Raw genomic sequence first — 16,934 nt, forward strand, 5'->3', positions numbered from 1 at the left:
AATGTGACTTTCCCGAGAGAACCGGGCCGGACTCGCGCTCGAGCAGGGTCTTCGGCCGTCGTCCACTAGACTCTCCGGGGCAATCGGAATCGTCGGACGAACATGGAGCAGGCACGACATGCGTTCATCCCTGAAGTCACTGACCGCGAAGAAGCCTCCCATCAGCCGGTGGGTGCGCAAGGCGGGGCTGTCGGCTCTCAACTCGCGGCCGTGGCAGGCGACCAGTCGCTGGCTGCGGGGGGCGAAGGCGATCGAACGCCTCGAAGCGAAGTACGACGGTTCGGGCCTGAAGACCCCGGTCATCGCGTACTTCGGCGACGGACCGGCGAAGATCTACCAGATCCTCCAGTGGATCCCCATCTTCGAAGAGCTCGACCGGACGCATCCGGTGGCGATCGTCCTCCGATCCCCCGGCGCGCTGCAGGAGCTGCGCGCGGTGACGAAGCTGCCTCTCGTGCTCAAGCGCCAGTTCGATCCGCTCCAGGACTTCTACTACGACCTCGACCCGAAGGTCGCCCTCTACGTCAACAACGGCGTGCGCAACTTCCAGTCTCTCGGCTATGCACCGATGGTCCACGTGCACCTCAACCACGGTGAGAGCGACAAGATCTCGATGGTGTCGAACCAGGTCAAAGCCTACGATCGCGTCTTCGTCGCCGGTCCCGCCGCGATCGACCGGCACCGGAAGGCGCTCATCGAGTTCGACCTCGGCAAGCTCGTCGAGGTCGGCAGGCCGCAGCTCGACATCGATCAGACATCGACGCTGCCGCCGACGACGAAGCGCACCGTGATGTACGCCCCGACGTGGGAGGGCGAGAACGACGCGAACAACTACACCTCGCTCGATCTCTTCGGCGAGGCCATCGTCGCAGCGATCCTCAGCACCCCGAACACCCGCCTCGTCTACAAGCCGCACCCCCGGGTCGAACAGTCCGACGACCCCGGTGTCGTCGCAGCCGATGCGCGGATTCGGGAGCTCATCGCCGAGGCGGACCGCGCCGAGACCGCCGGCGCGGGACCAGGCGGCACCGGGGCAGGCGGTGGGCATCTCATCTCGATGCAGGGCGACATCCTGCCGATGTTCGCCGACGTCGACCTCATGGTCACCGACGTCTCGAGTGTCGGTCTCGACTTCCTCTACCTGCGGCCGGAGAAGCCGATCATCATCACCGATCGCCGGGACGATCTCGCGGCGATCAACGAGGATTCGCCGATCACCCGAGCCACTCCCGTCGTGTCGCAGTCGACGATCGCCGAGATCGCCGATACGATCGCCACCGAGCTCGACGCCGACACCACGGCGGCCCAGCGCGCGAAGCTGCGCGAGTACTATTTCGGGCGCCGTGCCGTCGGCGATTCGACCCGGGAGTTCGTCGCCACGATCTCCGGGCTCATCGCCTCACGGCAGCGGGAGATGCTCGCGAAGACCGACCTCGACTGAGAGCTCGGTCTCAGCGACCGAACCGTCGGTCGCAGCGACCTGACCCTCGGCCTCAGCGGGCCATCTCGCGGAAGAGGTCCTCCCACCGGTCGAGGATGCGCTCGGGGGCGTACTGCGCCATGTCGGCGCGGACCTCGTCCGACATCTGCGCCAGCGCCGCGGGATCGGCGGCCAGCGTCTGCAGCCGCTCGGCGAGGGCGGTGACGTTGTTCTGGGCGACGATGTACCCGGTGCGCCCGGAGTCGATGAGCATCTCGACACCCGGTGAGCAGTCGAAGGACACCGTGGGCACGCCGGAGAGTCCGGCCTCGACGATCGAGATCGGCAGACCCTCGTGCTGGGAGGAGATGACGTGGATCTTCGCGCTCGCGAGCACCTCGGCGACCGCGTCGGTCTTGCCCATGAGCGCGGCACGGGGAATCGCGCGGTCATCGATGAGGGCCTGCAGACTCTCGCGCAGTTCGCCCTCGCCGTAGAGCTCGACGCTCCAGTCGGGAAGGGCGGGGGCGATCTCGGCCCAGGCCGCCAGCAGGTAGTGCAGCGACTTGACCTCGTCGTAGCGCCCGAGCGCGACGATGGTGTTGCGGCGCGCGGGCCCGGTCTCCGCAACGGCACCGGTCTCCGCCCCGGCGAGGGTGACGGGGTTGGGGATCCACCCGGTGTTGTTCAGCCCGGCGAGGCGGAAGCGCTCGGCGTCCTCGGCCGTGAGGAACACGGTGCGGTCGACGTCGGCGTAGGCCTGCAGCACGCGGCTGGCGTCCCGCCCGGTGCGCGTGGCCCCGTCGTAGGACCCGTGGTACTGGCCGATGACCCGCGGCTGGCGGGGATCGGCGGCGTCGTAACGGGCTTCGAGCATGTGCTCCATGCCGTAGACCTGCGTGCAGATGATGAGCGTGCGCGGACCCCACTCGGGCAGGAGTGTCCGCAGCTTGTCGACGGCGATCTTGCGCAGGTCGAAACGCTTCCGGTACCGCCGCATGCGCTCCCGGTCCTTCTTGTCCGCGTCAGAGCGGATCGTCCAGTCCGGCGGCGGAGGCTCGGGCATGAGCGTGCGCACCGTGATGTCGGCGGAGCGCTCGACGACCTGACCGTGACCTTCCGGCGGGGGCGAGACCCCGACGAGCTCGGTGGCGTATCCCCGGGCGTGGAACCCGTCCGCCATCGTGCTGATGAAGCGTCCGACACCGCCGAGGCGGTCGACGTCGTTGGCCATGAGGACGATCCGATCGAACTGCGTCTGCGCCATCACTGAGCTCCCCAAATCATTGCGATCGTCGTCGCGGCGACATCACCGGGTTCGGTGCCGACGAAGTCCTCCCGGAAGCGGCGCCGCAGCGGCTCCGCCTCGTCGTCTCCTGCGGCCCTGATCGCCGCGACGAGTTCCTCCTGGTCGGTGACCAGCGGTCCCGGACGATGGTCGCGCAGGTCGAAGTAGGTGCCGCGTGCGGAGTTCGCGTAGTCGTCGAGGTCGTACGCATAGAGGATGATCGGTCGGTCGAGACTGAGGTAGTCGAAGATGATGCTCGAGTAGTCGGAGACGAGGATGTCCGCGGCCTGGAGCACCTGTGCGGTGTCGGCGATGCCGCTGACGTCGATGACCCGGCCGCGCAGGTGCGGCGGCACGGCGATGCGGTTGAGGTAGTGGGGCCGCAGCAGGATCTGATAGTCCTCACCGAGGTCGTCGACGAGTTCGGTGAGGTCGAGTTCGAGCGAGGCCTGCCCGCGGGTGCGGAACGTCGGGGCGTAGAGCACGCTCGTCTTCGCCGGGTCGAGGTCGAGGCGCTCCTTGGCCGCGGAGATCCCTGCGGTGTCGCTGACGAGAACGTCGTTGCGCGGCGATCCCACCGGCAGCTGCGCACGCTCATACCGGAACGCCGGCACGAAGGTGTCGCGGAAGTAGGCGCTGGGGATGCTGAGGAAGTCCCAGTAGCCGACTCTCCGTTCGAGATCGGCGATGTCCTCGCGCGCGCCGAACTCGAGGCTCGGCTCGTCGAAGCCCATCTTCTTGATGGGGATGCCGTGCCACGTCTGGATGTAGACCTGACCCGGTCGTTTGACGTAGCCGACGGGCAGGGTCTGGTTGTCGATGATGTACTTCGCCCGGGCGAGCGTGCGGTAGTAGTCGACGGTGTTGCGGATGACGACGTCCTCGCGGCCCGCCGCCCAGCGCTGGTTGGCCGCCGCCACGACGACGATCCTGAGGTCGGGTCGGGTGCGTCGCAGCTCCGCGGCGAGGACGTGGGGCGAGTCGGACTCGGTGGTGCCCATGTGGGATTCGACGACGACGAGGCGGTCGTCGAGCTGCTCACGAGCCTCCGCGGCGATCCGCTCCCCTTCGGCGACGAGCGCATGGGAGGGCAGGGGAACGTATCTGTCCCGCAGCGCGGTCTGACCGGTCGAGAGCAGCGGCTTGATCGCCCGGCGCAGTCGCCGGCGCTGCTTCCCGATCCGGGCGAGGCGGAAGGCCAGGGTACCGATCTCCGTGGCGTAGGGCTGATAGCGGATGTTGGCCAGCGACTCGGCGACCCCGTGAGGCTGGGTCTTCTGCTTGCTTCCGACGAATCCCTTCTTCACCCGCAGCGGGAGGAGCGTCGAGGCGGTGCCGTTCGTCAGCTCCATGCGGATGGAGATCTTCGGCCGCACGGCACGGTCGATGGCGGCGGGGAACTCGAACTCGGTGGTCCATTCCACCTCGCCGTCGGCGGTGCGCTCCCAGCGCACGGGTGCCACCCATTCCCGCTGGAAGCCCCAGCGCTCCCTGATGAGCATCCGCGCGGTGAGATCGGGCCGATCGAGCTTGGCGAACGAGTCGGGGATGCGCCCGGAGATCGTCACCCGGTTCTTCCCGTCGATGGCGACGGCGTCGACGGCGTTGTAGAACTTGAACGCGTACCACGGGATCGCGACGACCTCGGCGGCGTCGAAGGTCGCGAGCATGTGCTCACGGGAGTCGTCCGGGTAGGCGGCGAAGGTCTCCAGCTCCCACAGGCTGCGCTGCCCACCCGGCTCCCAGTCGCCGTAGAGATCCCACGTGCCCGAGGCGATGTGGGCCATCCGGGAGACGAGGTCGACATCCTCGGCGAGGGCCGACGCGACGAGCAGTCGATCGTCGCGGGGCACGTCGGCGTAGATCTCGGTGGGGATCGATTCGATGAGCGGCTTGAGTTCGGCGAGGAGCTCAGGCGCGAGGTTGGGCACCTGGCCGTGGGCGATGTCGTTGAGGTAGAGCCGGGCGTCGTGGCGGAGGATCTTCAGCTGCAGGCGGGCATGGAGCGCCGGCACGGTGGCCGGATCGGCGACCCGGAGGACTTCGGCGAGAGCGACCTTGCGGTGCTGGAGGTTCCTGATGTCGTCGCGCTGGTTCGTGATCGACTTGCGGACCTTGATGGGATAGAGGTTCCACTGATAGACGAATTCGGGGATGACGCGGATGCCGTCTGCCTTCGCGAACACCTCGGCGGTGAAGATGAGGTCCTCGTAGTGGAGTTCCTCCCGGAAGCGGATGCCGTTGGCCCGCAGCATCTCCATGCGGTAGAGCTTCGCCACGGCGATCGTGTCGATGCAGAGCTCCGGGTTCTCCTCGATCGTGTCGAAGTGCTGCTCTTCCCGGTAGAGGCGGTGGTGCCAGCCGCGGAACTTCTTCTTCGCGATGTCCCGGCGCCGCGTCTTGGCCATGACGATGTCGGCATCGCTGCGCTCCGCGGCCGTGAGCAGGTTGTAGGTCGCATGGCGCTCGAGGATGTCGTCGCTGTCGAGGAACGTCAGGTACGGGGCGCTCGCGTTCTCCATTCCGATGTTGCGCGGCGCCCCCGGCCCGCCGCTGTTCTTCGGCGTCTGGAACACCCGCAGCCGCGGTTCGTCCCGCGCCAGCTCGGAGACGTACTCGAAGGACCCGTCGGTGGAGCAGTCGTCGACGACGATGACCTCGGTGCCCTTGAGCGTCTGGTCGAGGGCGGAGCGGATCGCGGTGCCGACGTTCGCGATGTCGTTGAACATGATGATGACCACGGTGACCAACGGCCGTCCGTCGATGCCCCAGACGGTCTCCGGCGGGGTGTTTGCGGTCGTGTCGGCGGCGCGCACCGCTGGGTGAGTCAAAGTGTTCTCCGTCGTTGTCTTCTCTATCGGTCGGGCGCTGCCCTGGGGCGGCTCAGACGACCGGGGGCCGGCCGTGGCGCGCCATGCGCAGGACACCGCGCCCGGACAGCTTCCGGTGCTGCTCGTCGTCGCTCCACGGGTCGAGCTTCCACCCGTCGCGCCACCCCTCGAACCACGGGCGCAGCTGGTCGGGCTTGTTCGCCCATTTCAGGCACTGCATGAGCGTCCACGATCCAACGTACATCCAATTGAAGGGCCACGGCAGGTTCCGCCGGGCCAGCCACACGCGGTTGCGGGCGTTCATGTAGAAGTACTCGTCATGGCGGCTCGGGTCGATGACGGGGTGGGCGACGGCGAGGTCGCCCATGTACCACACGGAGTACCCGGCGTCCCAGACCCGCCAGGCGAGTTCGATGCCCTCATGGGCGTACCAGAACGGGGCCGGCCAGCCGCCGCATTCGTCGAAGGCCTTGCGCTGCATGCACACGGCACCCTCCCACACGGAGAAGACGTTCGAGGAATGGTCGGCCTCGCCCTTCTTCAGGCGCGGAATCCAGCGCTTCGGCGACGCCGGTCCGCCCGGCTCCTCGACGCGGGGCTGGACGAGCCCGATCTTCGGCTTCGTGCGCATCAGCTGGGCCATGCGCATGAGCGTGGTGTCATCGGGCAGCCAGGCATCGTCGTCGAGGAAGAAGAGGAACTCCCCCTTGACGTGCGGCACCCCGGCATTGCGCCCGGCGGGGATGCCGAGGTTCTCCGGCAGGGCGAGACGCTTGACGGCCGGCGGGATGCCCTGCGGTTCCCAGCCGTTGCCGACGCACACGATGTCGAGGTCAACGCCCTTCTGCGCGAGGAGCGAGTCGAAGCCGCGGTTGAGCTCCTCCAGTCGCTTGCCCTGGGTGAGCACGACGACGCCGAAGGTGTACTTCCGGTTCGCCTCGAAGCGCTGGGCGAGGACCCGTGAGGTGTTCGTCATGACAGCCTCTTCGACGCCATGATCGACATGAAGTGGCCGATGACCGAGAGCAGGCAGAGCGGCACGAGGATGAGCACGAGCCAGCGCTCACCGACGAGCGGGGCGGCGCCGAGCGGCACGACGACGGCGGTGACGATGCTCGAGAGCAGGGCGAGCAGCGAGAGTTCGACCGAATGGTAGATGCGGTGGAACGGGACGAAGCGGGCCGCGCGCTTGAGCTTCGCGGTGAAGCCGGGGTTGAGCGCGGTGGCGGCCTGCGAGTCGGCGAGCTTGTCGAGGCCGTTGAAGGCGCGGGACACGTGCACCATGTCGTTGAGCGCCTTGTTGAGCAGGACGAGGGAGGCGAGCATGGAGCCGGCGAGCAGGTACGGGTACGTGCCGCCGGGATCGGTGGTGAGGTTCGACCATTCGCCGACCGCGCGCGCTCCGAGTGCGAAGGCGACAAGGCCCTCGGTCGTGTAGTGGCCGACCTTGTCGAGGAAGACGCCCTTGGCGCCGCTCGTGCCGCGCCACCGCGCGACCTCTCCGTCGCAGCAGTCGATGTACATCTGCACCTGCGAGAAGAAGACGGCGAGGACGGCGCCCCAGATTCCGGGAATGAGCAGCGACGCGGCGATGCACCACCCGGCGACGATCATCATCCCGGTCACGCCGTTGGCGCTGATCCGGGTGCGCACGAGCAGCATCGTGAAGTAGATGGAGAAGTGCCGCAGGTAGAGCTGAGCCGTCCAGTGCTCGGCGTTCTTCCGCGTGCGGACTTCGATCGGCTGGGCCTTGGCGCGCAGTTCGGCCAGGGTCGGGTATCGTGACTGCTTCTCCGCGCTCACTCCCGACCTGCCTTTTGACTGCATCTGACCCCGACAATTCACGCCAAGTTTACCGACTGTCCAAACCCCTGGCCACTTCCGTGACCGCCGACACGACCGCGTGTTTCCCGCAGGGCATCCTGACCGACCCCGCCGCAGCGGTGGGCGGTTGCCGTTCAGCCCACCGTGAAGCTGAGGTTGTCCTTGACCGTGCGATACGCGGAGATCCGCCCGTCCGCGCCCTGTGCGTCCTCGGTCGCGACCGCGGCGGCATCCGAGCCGAAGGCGATCCTCGGGTGGTGGATTCCGTCCGTGCCCGTCCACTGCCACCACGCGTCGAGCGTCGCCCCTGCCGGCACGATCGACAGTTCCTCTCCGCTGAAGACGGCCCTGCCGTGCGCATCGACCGCCGAGGCGAACGCATAGCTCCCGTCGCGCGTGCCCAAGACGACCGCGAAGTCCTCACCGGGGGCGGTGCCTCCGACGGTGATCCGCACCCCGCCGTCGGCGGTCGTCTCGGGTGCCGCGGTGAGTGCGGGGGCGGTCGTCTTCGGCCGGTTCTTCGCGGTTGTCCGCAGCCGCGAGAAGAGCTCCGCCCAGCGTGCGGTGGCGCTGTCGTCGCTGAATGTTGCGGCCTTCGCCACGGCGGCGCGCCGCAGGGCGGCGATCGTGGCGGCGTCGGCGTCGAGGAGGCCGGTGATCGCGTCGGCCATGGCGTTGCTGTCGGCGACGAGGTACCCGTTCTCCCCGGAGTCGATGATGTCGGAGGGACCGTATCTGATGTCGTAGGCGAGCGGGATGCAGCCTCTGGCCATGGCTTCGATGAGCACGACGCCCATGCCCTCGAAGGAACTCGTGAGGAGGATGAAGGAGTGGTCGCGCAGCCTCTCGGCGGCCCCGTCGACGTGGCCGGAGAAGGCGACGCGGGAGCTGAGGACATCGCTGTCGGCGACGATCGCTTCGAGCTCGGCTCGCTTCTCCCCGTCGCCGATGATCTCGAGGGACATCTCGGGTCCGACCCGCGCGACGGCGGCCAGCGCCTCGCCGATGCGCTTCTGACCCGTCAGTCGGGCGAGCACGACACCGCGTCCCGGCGGCCGGGGATCGCTCTCCGGTGACGGGTGTCCGACCTCGTCGACGGCGGTCGAGTTGGGGATGACGACGAGCGTCGGCGCGCTGCCGAAGGCGGCGGCGAAGTCCGCCCGCTGCTTCTCGGTGAGGAAGACGAGGAAGTCGTAGTCGAACCAGTGCCTGAGGATCTCGATCCGGGAGCGGGTGAAGGGACCGTTGACCGACGCGGTTCCCGGGTGGAGGTGGGAATTGTGGAGGACCTGGCCGATGCGCAGGTGGTCGCGCTTGTAGCGGTGGAGGAACGTCGCGATGAACTTCGATTCGTTGATGAGGATCGACGGCTCGCCGCCGGTCGCGGCGTCGAGCCATGCGAAGTAGAAGTCTCTGGCGCGGGCGAACTCGGACACGCAGGCACCGTCGTGGTCGAGGAGCACGAGCCGCCGCGCACTCCCGGTGCGGTCGTCGATGAGGAACGTCGTGCCGTCTGGGCGCAGATGATCGACCCGTTCGATCGTGCCGTCGGCGGCGAAGTACTCGATGTAGCGGTCGGTGGCGTTCGTCGGCCCCGGTGCGTGCTGTGGGGGAACCCCGGCCTCGGCGGGGCGGCCGCCGAACCGGCGCAGGGCACGCCGATCGTACCCGGCGACCTCGTCCCAGGCGTTGCGCAGACGCATGCCGTCGATGAGTTCGCCCGTCTCCCGCAGTCGCTGCCTGGCCTCGGCGACGTCGAGGCGGTAGTCGAGGGTGAGGACATCGACGTCGATCCCGAGGAGGGTGACGAAGTTCCGTGACCGGCGCAGCATGACCTTGGTGAGACCGCCGAACTCCTGGGGGATCGACCAGGTGAGGTCGAAGATGCGGGTCGGTGGGGCCGAGTTGGAGGCGGTGGCGCGGCGGATTCGCCGGAGCAGGCGGTTGAGTGGCATAGATGGCGTTCCTTGGTGGTGGGGCTGGGGTGCGAAGCGCCGGCTGGGACGTGTCTGCGGAATGCTATCCCATCGATCTTCGGCCGAGCCTGGTCAGCCGCTTCGCGAAGGCGCGTGCCCCGCTCGAAACGTGGAGGTTCGCCCCGCCGAGGCTGGTGGGCGTGACCTCGACGCGCAGCCCCCAGCGGCGGGCGGAGAGCACACCGGTGTCGGCGAGTCCGACGCGGACCGCCTTCGTCTCTGCGGTGCCGGTGGCGGCGCGGGCGTAGACCTTGACCGTGCCGTGGGCGAGCAGCGCCTTGAGCGGGATCTCGACGCGGAACCGCCTCGCGGCGTTGGCAGCGGCGTCGGGTGAGTCGGCGGCGACGGGCAGAAGGTCCGCCGCGAACTCGGCGATGTCGTCATCGCCGCGGCGGAGGACGAACGTCAGCGCCGTGATGTCGGGGGCGGCGAGGAGAGCGGCAGCGCGGCCTGCGAGTGCGAGGCGGGCTCCGGTGAGCTCAGCCCGGTCGACCTCGGCGACGACGAGGCGGCTGCGATTCCCGCGCCGGCTCACGGCTTCGACGAGGGCGGGGATCCCCGTGGAGAGGCTCCACACCCGCGCCCGGTTGAGGGGGCTGTAGAAATCGAAGAGCCTGGAGGGCAGGCAGAACTCGTCGACGAGCTTCTTCGACTCGGCGATCCACGACAGGCGGAACTCCACGCGCCGACCGTCGAAGCTGTCGTTGAAGCGGTTGAGGGTGACCCGTCGGAACCAGTCGGCCATGGCCTCGCGGCGCAGTTCGGGCTCCCAGGGTCCCGAGGTCAGCGGGAGGAGGCTTTCGCGAATGCCCTGCGCGTGCAGCTCCGGAGCGGTGCCGGTCTGGCTGATGTGTCCCCCGCCGTGGTCGTAGACGAAGTAGTAGGTGCGGTCGGCGAGGATCGAGACCTTCGACGCCGCGGCGTAGGCGCGGAAGCAGAATTGGGCGTCTTCGAGCCTGATCTTGTGCGCGGGGAAGCGCAGATCGTGGTCGGCGAGGAAGGACCGGCGGAAGAGCTTGAAGGAGTAGTTCGACCGCACGAGGCGTCGGATGTCGCCCTCGTCCTGCGTCTCGGCGAAGACGTCGGCGTGGGTGTGGCGTCCTCCCCGTCCCTCGATCGTCACGAGCACGACGTCGCTGCCCTGCGCATCGGCGTAGGCGACGGCCGCTCCCAGGCAGTCGCCGTCGAGGCGGTCGTCGGCGTCGTGGAAGAACACGTAGTCTCCGCGGGCCGCGTCCAGGCCGGTGTTGCGGGGACCACCCGCCCAGCCGGAGTTCTCCTGGCGGATGACCCGCACATTCGGATGCCGGGCGGCCGCCTCGGCGAGGACCTGCGGTGTGTCGTCGGTCGACCCGTCGTCGACGACGATGACCTCCGTCAGTCCGTCGTCGCAGGTCTGAGCTGCAGCGATGTCGACGGCGGTGCGGACGTGGGAGGGGTTGTTGAAGACGGGGATGACGATCGAAAGGCGCACCGGGTCTGCTCCGGCCGTCTTCTCATTCACTTAGGGGGTTCTCCTCATGGCTGGGGATGAGATGAGGACTGAGGATCAGGAGTTGCTGAGCTCGGATTTGATCCTGGTCGTGGAGATCTCCGGGGTCCGCGAGAGGTAGACGACGTCGACCTTGTCCTTGAGGAAGTCGAATTCGCCTTCCCAGTCGTCACCCATGACGAAGGTGTCGATGTGGTACTTGTCGACGTCGGTGGCCTTCTGCTCCCAGTTGTCCTCGGGGATGACGAGGTCGACGTAGCGGATGGCTTCGAGCATGCGCTTGCGGTCCTCGTAGGTGAAGTACGACTTCTTGCCCTTGCCTGCGTTGAATTCGTCGCTCGAGAGCGCGACGACGAGGTAGTCGCCCTGTTCCTTGGCCCGCTGCAGGAGCCGGATGTGGCCGTAGTGCAGCAGGTCGAACGTGCCATAGGTGATGACTCGACGCATGCGCGGTGTTTCCCAACTGTCAAAGGACGCGCCGTCGAAGGCAGACACGTCCCGCAATATCGTAGAATTTCACGTCAAGTTTACCAGCCCGTTACCTGGGCGGGGAATCGAGAGACGGCGGTCACGCGCGTGTGCTCAGCTCCTCCGTGCGTGCGGCGATGACCTGTTCTGTGGCCGCGAGGAGGCGGGCGAGCTGCTGGCCCGCCTCGGTGGCTCCGAGGTAGTGGGCGCTCAGGGCCGGATCGGCCTGCGCGTGAGCGAGAGTCTCAGCGACGGCCGCGGGATCGTCGCGTGAGAGCGTCGGCGTCCGATCGAACAGGCCGCCGTCGAGGACCTCGGCGCCTCGGCCCCCGGGTTCGACCATGACGAGCGGCTTGCGCGTCGACAGCCAGTCGAAGGCGACGGACGACATCTCAGCGAGCGCGGCATCGGCGACGTCGAACTGCCAGCCCACCGTTCGCGTGCGGTCGACGAAGCCCCGCGGATGCGCGGTGAGGCGGCTCTCCACCTCGGCGAGGGCACGGGCGAACTCGGACTCGAGCACTCCGGTGCGCGGATGCGGCCGGAAGATCACCCGGTATCCGGCGGCGAGCAGGGACTCGGCCACGATGACACCGGTGTCCGGGAGCGTGCCGTAGGCCATGGCCGCGGAGTCGCCCTCCCAGGTCGGCGCCCAGAACACGGTGGGGCCGGCGGGAGCCGTGTCGGCGAAGTCCGTCCAGGCGGCCGGGGTCGTCCGGGGCCGATCGAGCGGGGGGCGCCCGACGTCGATCATCCGGTCCTCGGGCATCCCGATGAGGGCGCGGCGGATCCGTTCGCGCGCAGCGGGGCCGGCGGTGAAGACGTAGTCATAGGCCTTGAGCTGATTGGAGATCATCGAGACCTTCTCGCTCTCCCCGTGGCTGAGATGAACATGGGCCGGACGGGGGAAGCGGAGGGCTTGGAAGTTGCCCGTCGCCTGGTTGACGTAGAAGACCACGCGAAGCTCCGGGTCGGTCATGAACCGGTCGAGCCCTTTGGTCAGCCGGGAGAAGCGGACGGGCAGGCTCGTCAGGCCGGCGATGTGCACAGCCACCTGCGCGTCGCGGACAAAGATCGCCAAGGGCTCCGTGCCGTGGCCTGCCTCCCGCAGGCGCGCAGCGCACTGCTCGAAGGACCACAGCCACTGCTCGAGCTGATAGGCCGATGTCATGTCCGAAGCGAAGTACGCGCACACGACGAACCGATCGGTGTCCTGCGGGGCGAAATCGCGCGGCAGGCGCGATTCGGCCCAGCGGCCCTGCACGATCCGGGAACCGACCCGGAAAGCGGATCGGGCCAGCCTGGTTCCGCCGGCGATGCCGCTGCTCAGTCTCCTCGGCAGATTCGTCATTCCTCCATTGTGCCTGGCAGGACGCCCTCACCCCGCATCCGAGGAATGATGCCCGTCCTCCACCCCCGTCGAGTACCTTGGGGTGTGAGCCCAACCCAAGGAGATCCGATGGCCCCCTCACGCCGACTTCCCACTCCCCCGATCAACCGTCGACTCCGCGGGACCACGGGCGCGGGCCGGCCGGGGAACGCGAAACCGTCCGCCACCGGCAAGGGCGGGAACCGCGGACCGGAGGCGAGCACCTCGGCGCCGGTGCTGCTGAGCCGACAGATCGTCGACAGTCAGCCGCAGCCGGTCTCCGTGACGACCTCCTTCGCCGAGGCGCTCGCGGCCTGCGCACCGCAGGGTCCGACCCCGCCGGGGACGATCACGCAGGTCATCGTCCCGCATTCGACGCCGGAGCTGCTCGCGGAGATCGCGACGACATGGGATCTCCACCCGGTGCTCGTCGACGACCTCTTCCACGCCGATCAGCGGCCGAAGGTCGAACGCTACGACGACGTCCTCTTCGTCGTCCTCATCTCCGCGCTCTACGTCGACGCCGAGGAGGAGGTCGACTTCAGCGAGTTCCATCTCCTCATGAAGGGCGACGACCTCGTCATCATCTGCCAGGACGGCCGCTTCATCGACGGCATGCCGATTCCCTCGGACGTCCACGACCTCGAGGAGCACTTCTCCGACGCCGACCTCATCCGGAAGTCCGACAAGGCGCTGCTCTCGCTCGGTCCCGAGGCCCTCATCTACCGCCTGCTCGACGGTGTCGTCGACGGCTACTTTCCTGTCATCGACGGTCTGCAGGATGACAAGGACGGGATCGAACGCCAGGTCTTCAGCGGCGACCCGGCCGCAGCCGAGCGCATCTATCGCCTCAGCCAGGAGGTCATCGACGTCCTCCACGCCACGACCCACCTCAGTCGGCTCACTCAGGCGCTGAGCAACGGCGCGACGAAGTACGACATCCCCGAGGAGCTGCGCACCTACCTCAACGACGTCACCGACCACCTCACCCGGGTCCTCGCCGAGGCGGGGGAACTGCGCGAATCCCTCTCCCAGATCCTCAACGTCAACGCCACCCTCGTGGCCCAACGCCAGAACGAGGACATGAAGAAGATCTCCGGCTGGGCCGCGATCCTCTTCGCCCCCTCCCTCATCGGCGCGATCTACGGGATGAACTTCGCGAACATGCCCGAACTCAACTGGAGGTTCGGGTACCCGATGGCGCTGCTCCTCATGGTCGGTCTCAGCGTCACCCTCTACACGGTCTTCCGTGTGAAGAAGTGGATGTGACCGAATCGGTGCCAACGGATCTCAGCCGTCGCCTCCGGGCGGACTTAGACTGAAGTGGCACCATCCCTTGGCAAGTCCCCTTCATGAGGAGTTGAGATGACCACATCACCCGAATCCCAGAACTTCCCCGACCCGAACCCCGACCCGAACCCCGCCGCCGACACTCCGCCGAACGACGGCTACCGCAACCCGGTCGACTCGACGCGCTCCCTGCTCACCGAGCTCGGCAAGGGCGTGTTCTGGGTCGTCCTGCTCCGCGGCATCCTCGCGATCGTCTTCGGCATCCTCGTCTTCGCCGCCCCCGACGCCGTGGCCCTGGTCATCGGCATCTGGATCGGCGCGTGGCTCTTCGTGGACGGCATCCTCACCATCGTCAACGCGAACACCGCCCGCAAGGCCGGGCTGTCGTGGGGGTGGGAGCTGACCGCCGGCATCATCTACATCATCGTCGGCCTGCTCATCTTCATCGCCCCGCTCGCGTTCGCCATGCTCTCCGGCGTCCTGGTGCTGTGGTTCATGGCCTTCGGCATGCTGCTGCGCGGCATCTTCAGCCTCGCCTCGAAGGCTTACCGCGGCTGGTCGAAGCTCCTCGGCGTCATCGACATCATCTTCGCGATCATCCTCATGATCGTCGTCTTCACCTCACCGGCCGCCGCCGTGACCGCACTGCTCTGGGTGATCGGCGTCTACGCGATCCTCTTCGGCATCTTCCTCATCGTCATGGCGTTCATGGCCCGCTCCCAGGCCAAGCGCGTGATGCAGGGCTGAGGACCCCGGAAACCCACAGTCGTCTGCTGAGACAGAGAGAAGATGATCAGCACCAACAAATCACCACTGCGACGCTTCACCCTCACCGCGGCAGCGACGATGTTCACCCTCGTCGCTGCCGCGGGGTGCGCGACCTCCGCACCGGAGACAGCGGTTGACCCTGGTTCAACAGGAGACACCGCGACCAGTGACACCGCCTCCGTCGCCGACCTGTCCTCCCCGGTGACGATCTCCCACCGCGGTGGGGCCCTCGTCTACCCGGAGGAGTCGATGGAGGGCTTCACCGCCTCGGCGCAGGACGGATTCCTCCCCGAGATGGACATCCAGTTCCTGTCCGACGGCACTCCCGTGCTCATCCACGACGACACCGCGGACCGCACGCTCAACGGCGCCACCGGCCCGATCCGGGATCTCACCCTCGAGCAGTGGGACGCTGCGACGATCGCGAACCCGACGGGCGGGGCGCCCGCGGAGACGGTCACGCTGACCGAGCTGCTCGACGAACTCGGCGGCGAGGTCGTCCTCGTGCCCGAGATCAAGCCCGGGGCCACCTCGGCGGAGGTCGACTCCGTCCTCGACGAATTCACCGAGCGCGGACTCACCGCCTCCCTCATCGTCCAGTCCTTCGACTTCGACACGGCCGCGACGATCGCCGACCGCGGGTTCACCTCCCTCTACCTCTTCGACGGCACCCTGCCGGAACAGACTCCGGAGCAGATCGCCGCGGCGGGGATCACCTGGGTGGGACCGAACAGGTCCCTCCCGGCCGACGACGTCGCCGCCCTGACCACTGCGGGACTGCAGGTGGCCCCGTACGGCCTGACAAGCGCCGAGGATGTCGCCGCACTGCCCGACGGCGTCGCCGGCTGGTTCACCGACGACCCGTGGGACGAGTGAGCGCGGGCCGCCCGTTCCGCGAGGTGAGCTCCACGCTCCGGGCGACCTGAGCGGGAGTACAGTGTGGATTCGTGAGCCCCGAGACCGACCCTGCCGAGAATCCCCCGGAGAACCGCCCCTCCCCCACCCGGCCGCCGCTGGCGGTCTCCCTCGCAGCGTTCGTCAGCAGCTTCGACCGGTTCGCGATCAGTCCGCTGCTCGTCCTCGTCGCCGCCGACCTCGGCGTCACCCTCGCCCAGGCGCTCGCGGTGGCCAGCGCGTACTACCTCGCCTACGGGGTGAGTCAGCCGCTGTGGGGGATGCTCTCAGACCGCATCGGGCGGATCCGCCTCATGCGCGCCAGCCTCATCGCCGCGGCGCTCGTCGGCATCGTCGCAGCACTCGCGCCCAACCTCACCGTCCTCATCATCGCCCGCACCTTGGGCGGTGCGTTCTACGGCGCGATCGTCCCGACCTCGCTGACATACGTCGGCGACACCGTCGATGAACGGCACCGGCAGCCGGCACTGGCCGATCTCATGGCCGCGATCGCCGTCGGCACGGCGGTCGCCACGGCCCTGGCCGGGATCATCGCCGACCTCCTCGACTGGCGGGTCGTCTTCGTGATCACCTCGGTGCTCGCGCTCCTCTCCGTCCTCGGCCTCGCCCGCGCCCCTGAGGCGCCGCGGGCGCCGCGGGCCCCGCGGGCGGGCATGCTGACGACGATCGGGATGGCGCTGGGCAACCGGTGGGTGCTCGTCGTCATCGCCCTCGTCGTCGTCGAGGGCGCCGTCGTCCTCGGCGTCCTCACGCTCCTCGCCCCCGCCCTCCAGTCCCTCGGGGTCGGCGCGGCGATCGCCGGGCTCGCGACCGCCGCCTACGGGGTCGGCGTCATCCTCACCAGCCGCCTCATCAGACTCCTCGCCCCGCGCCTGGCGATGCCGCTGCTCATGGCCATCGGCGGCACCGCGGCGACCCTCGGCTTCGCCGTCCTCGCCCTCCACCTCTCCATCGTCACGGTCGTCATCGCCGCCCTCCTCCTCGGCACGACCTGGTCGTTCCTCCACTCGTCCCTGCAGACATGGTCGACGACGGTCCTCCCCCAGGCCCGCGGCACCGTCGTCTCCCTCTTCGCCGGCTTCCTCTTCGCCGGCAGCGCCTTCGGCGCCTGGGCCGGCGGCTACCTCGGCGAGCACGGGGAATGGACACTGCTCTTCACCCTCACCGCGGGCATCGCCCTCGTCCTCACCGCGGTCGTCGTCATCGCCCGCCGCACGTACGAAGGCCCCCGCCGAGTCTGAGACTCATGCAGGGGTCTCCGTGAGGGCAACCGGCGCCGAGGCGGTCCGTCCT

The 16,934-nt window shown here is 68.2% G+C and carries 13 protein-coding genes; 5 read left to right on the forward strand and 8 right to left on the reverse strand.

Translation table 11 applies throughout. The features are described 5' to 3' along the window. Nucleotides 1-118: 118 nt before the first annotated feature. A complete protein-coding gene (locus ACFQ91_RS00755) occupies nucleotides 119-1,441 on the forward strand; it encodes a CDP-glycerol glycerophosphotransferase family protein (protein ID WP_211978842.1) in 1,323 nt (440 codons plus the stop codon). Nucleotides 1,442-1,493: 52 nt separating this feature from the next. Here the strand turns inward: ACFQ91_RS00755 and ACFQ91_RS00760 are convergent, their stop codons facing one another. From ACFQ91_RS00760 to ACFQ91_RS00795, 8 genes are all read right to left on the reverse strand, one after another. After that, nucleotides 1,494-2,687, reverse strand: coding sequence for a glycosyltransferase (locus tag ACFQ91_RS00760; protein WP_198499493.1), 1,194 nt, complete (start codon nucleotides 2,685-2,687; stop codon nucleotides 1,494-1,496). Next, complete coding sequence (locus ACFQ91_RS00765; protein ID WP_198499494.1) at nucleotides 2,687-5,539, reverse strand: CDP-glycerol glycerophosphotransferase family protein; 2,853 nt, start codon at nucleotides 5,537-5,539, stop codon at nucleotides 2,687-2,689. The genes ACFQ91_RS00760 and ACFQ91_RS00765 overlap by 1 nt, the downstream gene beginning before the upstream one ends. A gap of 52 nt (nucleotides 5,540-5,591) precedes the next feature. Next, nucleotides 5,592-6,515, reverse strand: a complete 924-nt coding sequence (locus tag ACFQ91_RS00770; RefSeq protein WP_198499495.1) for a glycosyltransferase family 2 protein — start codon at nucleotides 6,513-6,515, stop codon at nucleotides 5,592-5,594. Further along, nucleotides 6,512-7,342: a CDP-alcohol phosphatidyltransferase family protein gene (locus tag ACFQ91_RS00775; protein WP_232623676.1), complete on the reverse strand. Its 831-nt coding sequence runs from the start codon at nucleotides 7,340-7,342 to the stop codon at nucleotides 6,512-6,514. The genes ACFQ91_RS00770 and ACFQ91_RS00775 overlap by 4 nt, the downstream gene beginning before the upstream one ends. A gap of 155 nt (nucleotides 7,343-7,497) precedes the next feature. Continuing rightward, entirely contained in the window at nucleotides 7,498-9,318 is a 1,821-nt protein-coding gene (locus ACFQ91_RS00780; protein ID WP_198499497.1) for a glycosyltransferase, read from the reverse strand. 64 nt (nucleotides 9,319-9,382) lie between these two features. Beyond that, nucleotides 9,383-10,843 carry a glycosyltransferase family 2 protein gene (locus ACFQ91_RS00785; RefSeq protein ID WP_198499498.1) on the reverse strand — a complete coding sequence of 487 codons (1,461 nt, stop codon included), beginning with the start codon at nucleotides 10,841-10,843 and terminating at the stop codon, nucleotides 9,383-9,385. Between the two features lie 45 nt (nucleotides 10,844-10,888). Next, on the reverse strand, nucleotides 10,889-11,278 hold the full coding sequence (gene tagD / locus ACFQ91_RS00790; RefSeq protein WP_137824328.1) for a glycerol-3-phosphate cytidylyltransferase: 390 nt from the start codon (nucleotides 11,276-11,278) through the stop codon (nucleotides 10,889-10,891). A gap of 121 nt (nucleotides 11,279-11,399) precedes the next feature. After that, nucleotides 11,400-12,650 carry a CDP-glycerol glycerophosphotransferase family protein gene (locus tag ACFQ91_RS00795; protein WP_198499499.1) on the reverse strand — a complete coding sequence of 417 codons (1,251 nt, stop codon included), beginning with the start codon at nucleotides 12,648-12,650 and terminating at the stop codon, nucleotides 11,400-11,402. Nucleotides 12,651-12,758: 108 nt separating this feature from the next. Between ACFQ91_RS00795 and ACFQ91_RS00800 the strand changes: the two genes are divergently transcribed. The 4 genes from ACFQ91_RS00800 to ACFQ91_RS00815 all read left to right on the forward strand — a co-directional run bounded on the left by ACFQ91_RS00800 (nucleotide 12,759) and on the right by ACFQ91_RS00815 (nucleotide 16,882). After that, nucleotides 12,759-13,937 carry a magnesium and cobalt transport protein CorA gene (locus ACFQ91_RS00800; protein WP_232623677.1) on the forward strand — a complete coding sequence of 393 codons (1,179 nt, stop codon included), beginning with the start codon at nucleotides 12,759-12,761 and terminating at the stop codon, nucleotides 13,935-13,937. Between the two features lie 96 nt (nucleotides 13,938-14,033). Beyond that, the gene (locus ACFQ91_RS00805) at nucleotides 14,034-14,705 is read left to right on the forward strand and encodes an HdeD family acid-resistance protein (protein WP_198499500.1); all 672 of its coding nucleotides are present in this window, start codon (nucleotides 14,034-14,036) and stop codon (nucleotides 14,703-14,705) included. A 42-nt stretch (nucleotides 14,706-14,747) separates the two neighbouring features. Then, nucleotides 14,748-15,602: a glycerophosphodiester phosphodiesterase gene (locus ACFQ91_RS00810; RefSeq protein ID WP_198499501.1), complete on the forward strand. Its 855-nt coding sequence runs from the start codon at nucleotides 14,748-14,750 to the stop codon at nucleotides 15,600-15,602. A 71-nt stretch (nucleotides 15,603-15,673) separates the two neighbouring features. Further along, nucleotides 15,674-16,882, forward strand: a complete 1,209-nt coding sequence (locus tag ACFQ91_RS00815) for an MFS transporter (protein ID WP_198499502.1) — start codon at nucleotides 15,674-15,676, stop codon at nucleotides 16,880-16,882. Nucleotides 16,883-16,934 lie beyond the last annotated feature (52 nt).

The organism is Brevibacterium sp. NPDC056726 (assembly GCF_042790515.1).
Classification (GTDB): Bacteria; Actinomycetota; Actinomycetes; order Actinomycetales; family Brevibacteriaceae; genus Brevibacterium; species Brevibacterium sanguinis.

What these genes read in the sequence shown, in the direction of transcription:
- ACFQ91_RS00800 (WP_232623677.1), top strand. Translation starts at nt 12,759, where the DNA reads ATGGCCCCCTCACGCCGACTTCCCACTCCCCCGATCAACCGTCGACTC.
- ACFQ91_RS00760 (WP_198499493.1), bottom strand. Translation starts at nt 2,687, where the DNA reads ATGGCGCAGACGCAGTTCGATCGGATCGTCCTCATGGCCAACGACGTC.
- ACFQ91_RS00770 (WP_198499495.1), bottom strand. Translation starts at nt 6,515, where the DNA reads ATGACGAACACCTCACGGGTCCTCGCCCAGCGCTTCGAGGCGAACCGG.
- ACFQ91_RS00810 (WP_198499501.1), top strand. Translation starts at nt 14,748, where the DNA reads ATGATCAGCACCAACAAATCACCACTGCGACGCTTCACCCTCACCGCG.
- ACFQ91_RS00780 (WP_198499497.1), bottom strand. Translation starts at nt 9,318, where the DNA reads ATGCCACTCAACCGCCTGCTCCGGCGAATCCGCCGCGCCACCGCCTCC.
- ACFQ91_RS00755 (WP_211978842.1), top strand. Translation starts at nt 119, where the DNA reads ATGCGTTCATCCCTGAAGTCACTGACCGCGAAGAAGCCTCCCATCAGC.
- ACFQ91_RS00805 (WP_198499500.1), top strand. Translation starts at nt 14,034, where the DNA reads ATGACCACATCACCCGAATCCCAGAACTTCCCCGACCCGAACCCCGAC.
- ACFQ91_RS00795 (WP_198499499.1), bottom strand. Translation starts at nt 12,650, where the DNA reads ATGACGAATCTGCCGAGGAGACTGAGCAGCGGCATCGCCGGCGGAACC.
- tagD (WP_137824328.1), bottom strand. Translation starts at nt 11,278, where the DNA reads ATGCGTCGAGTCATCACCTATGGCACGTTCGACCTGCTGCACTACGGC.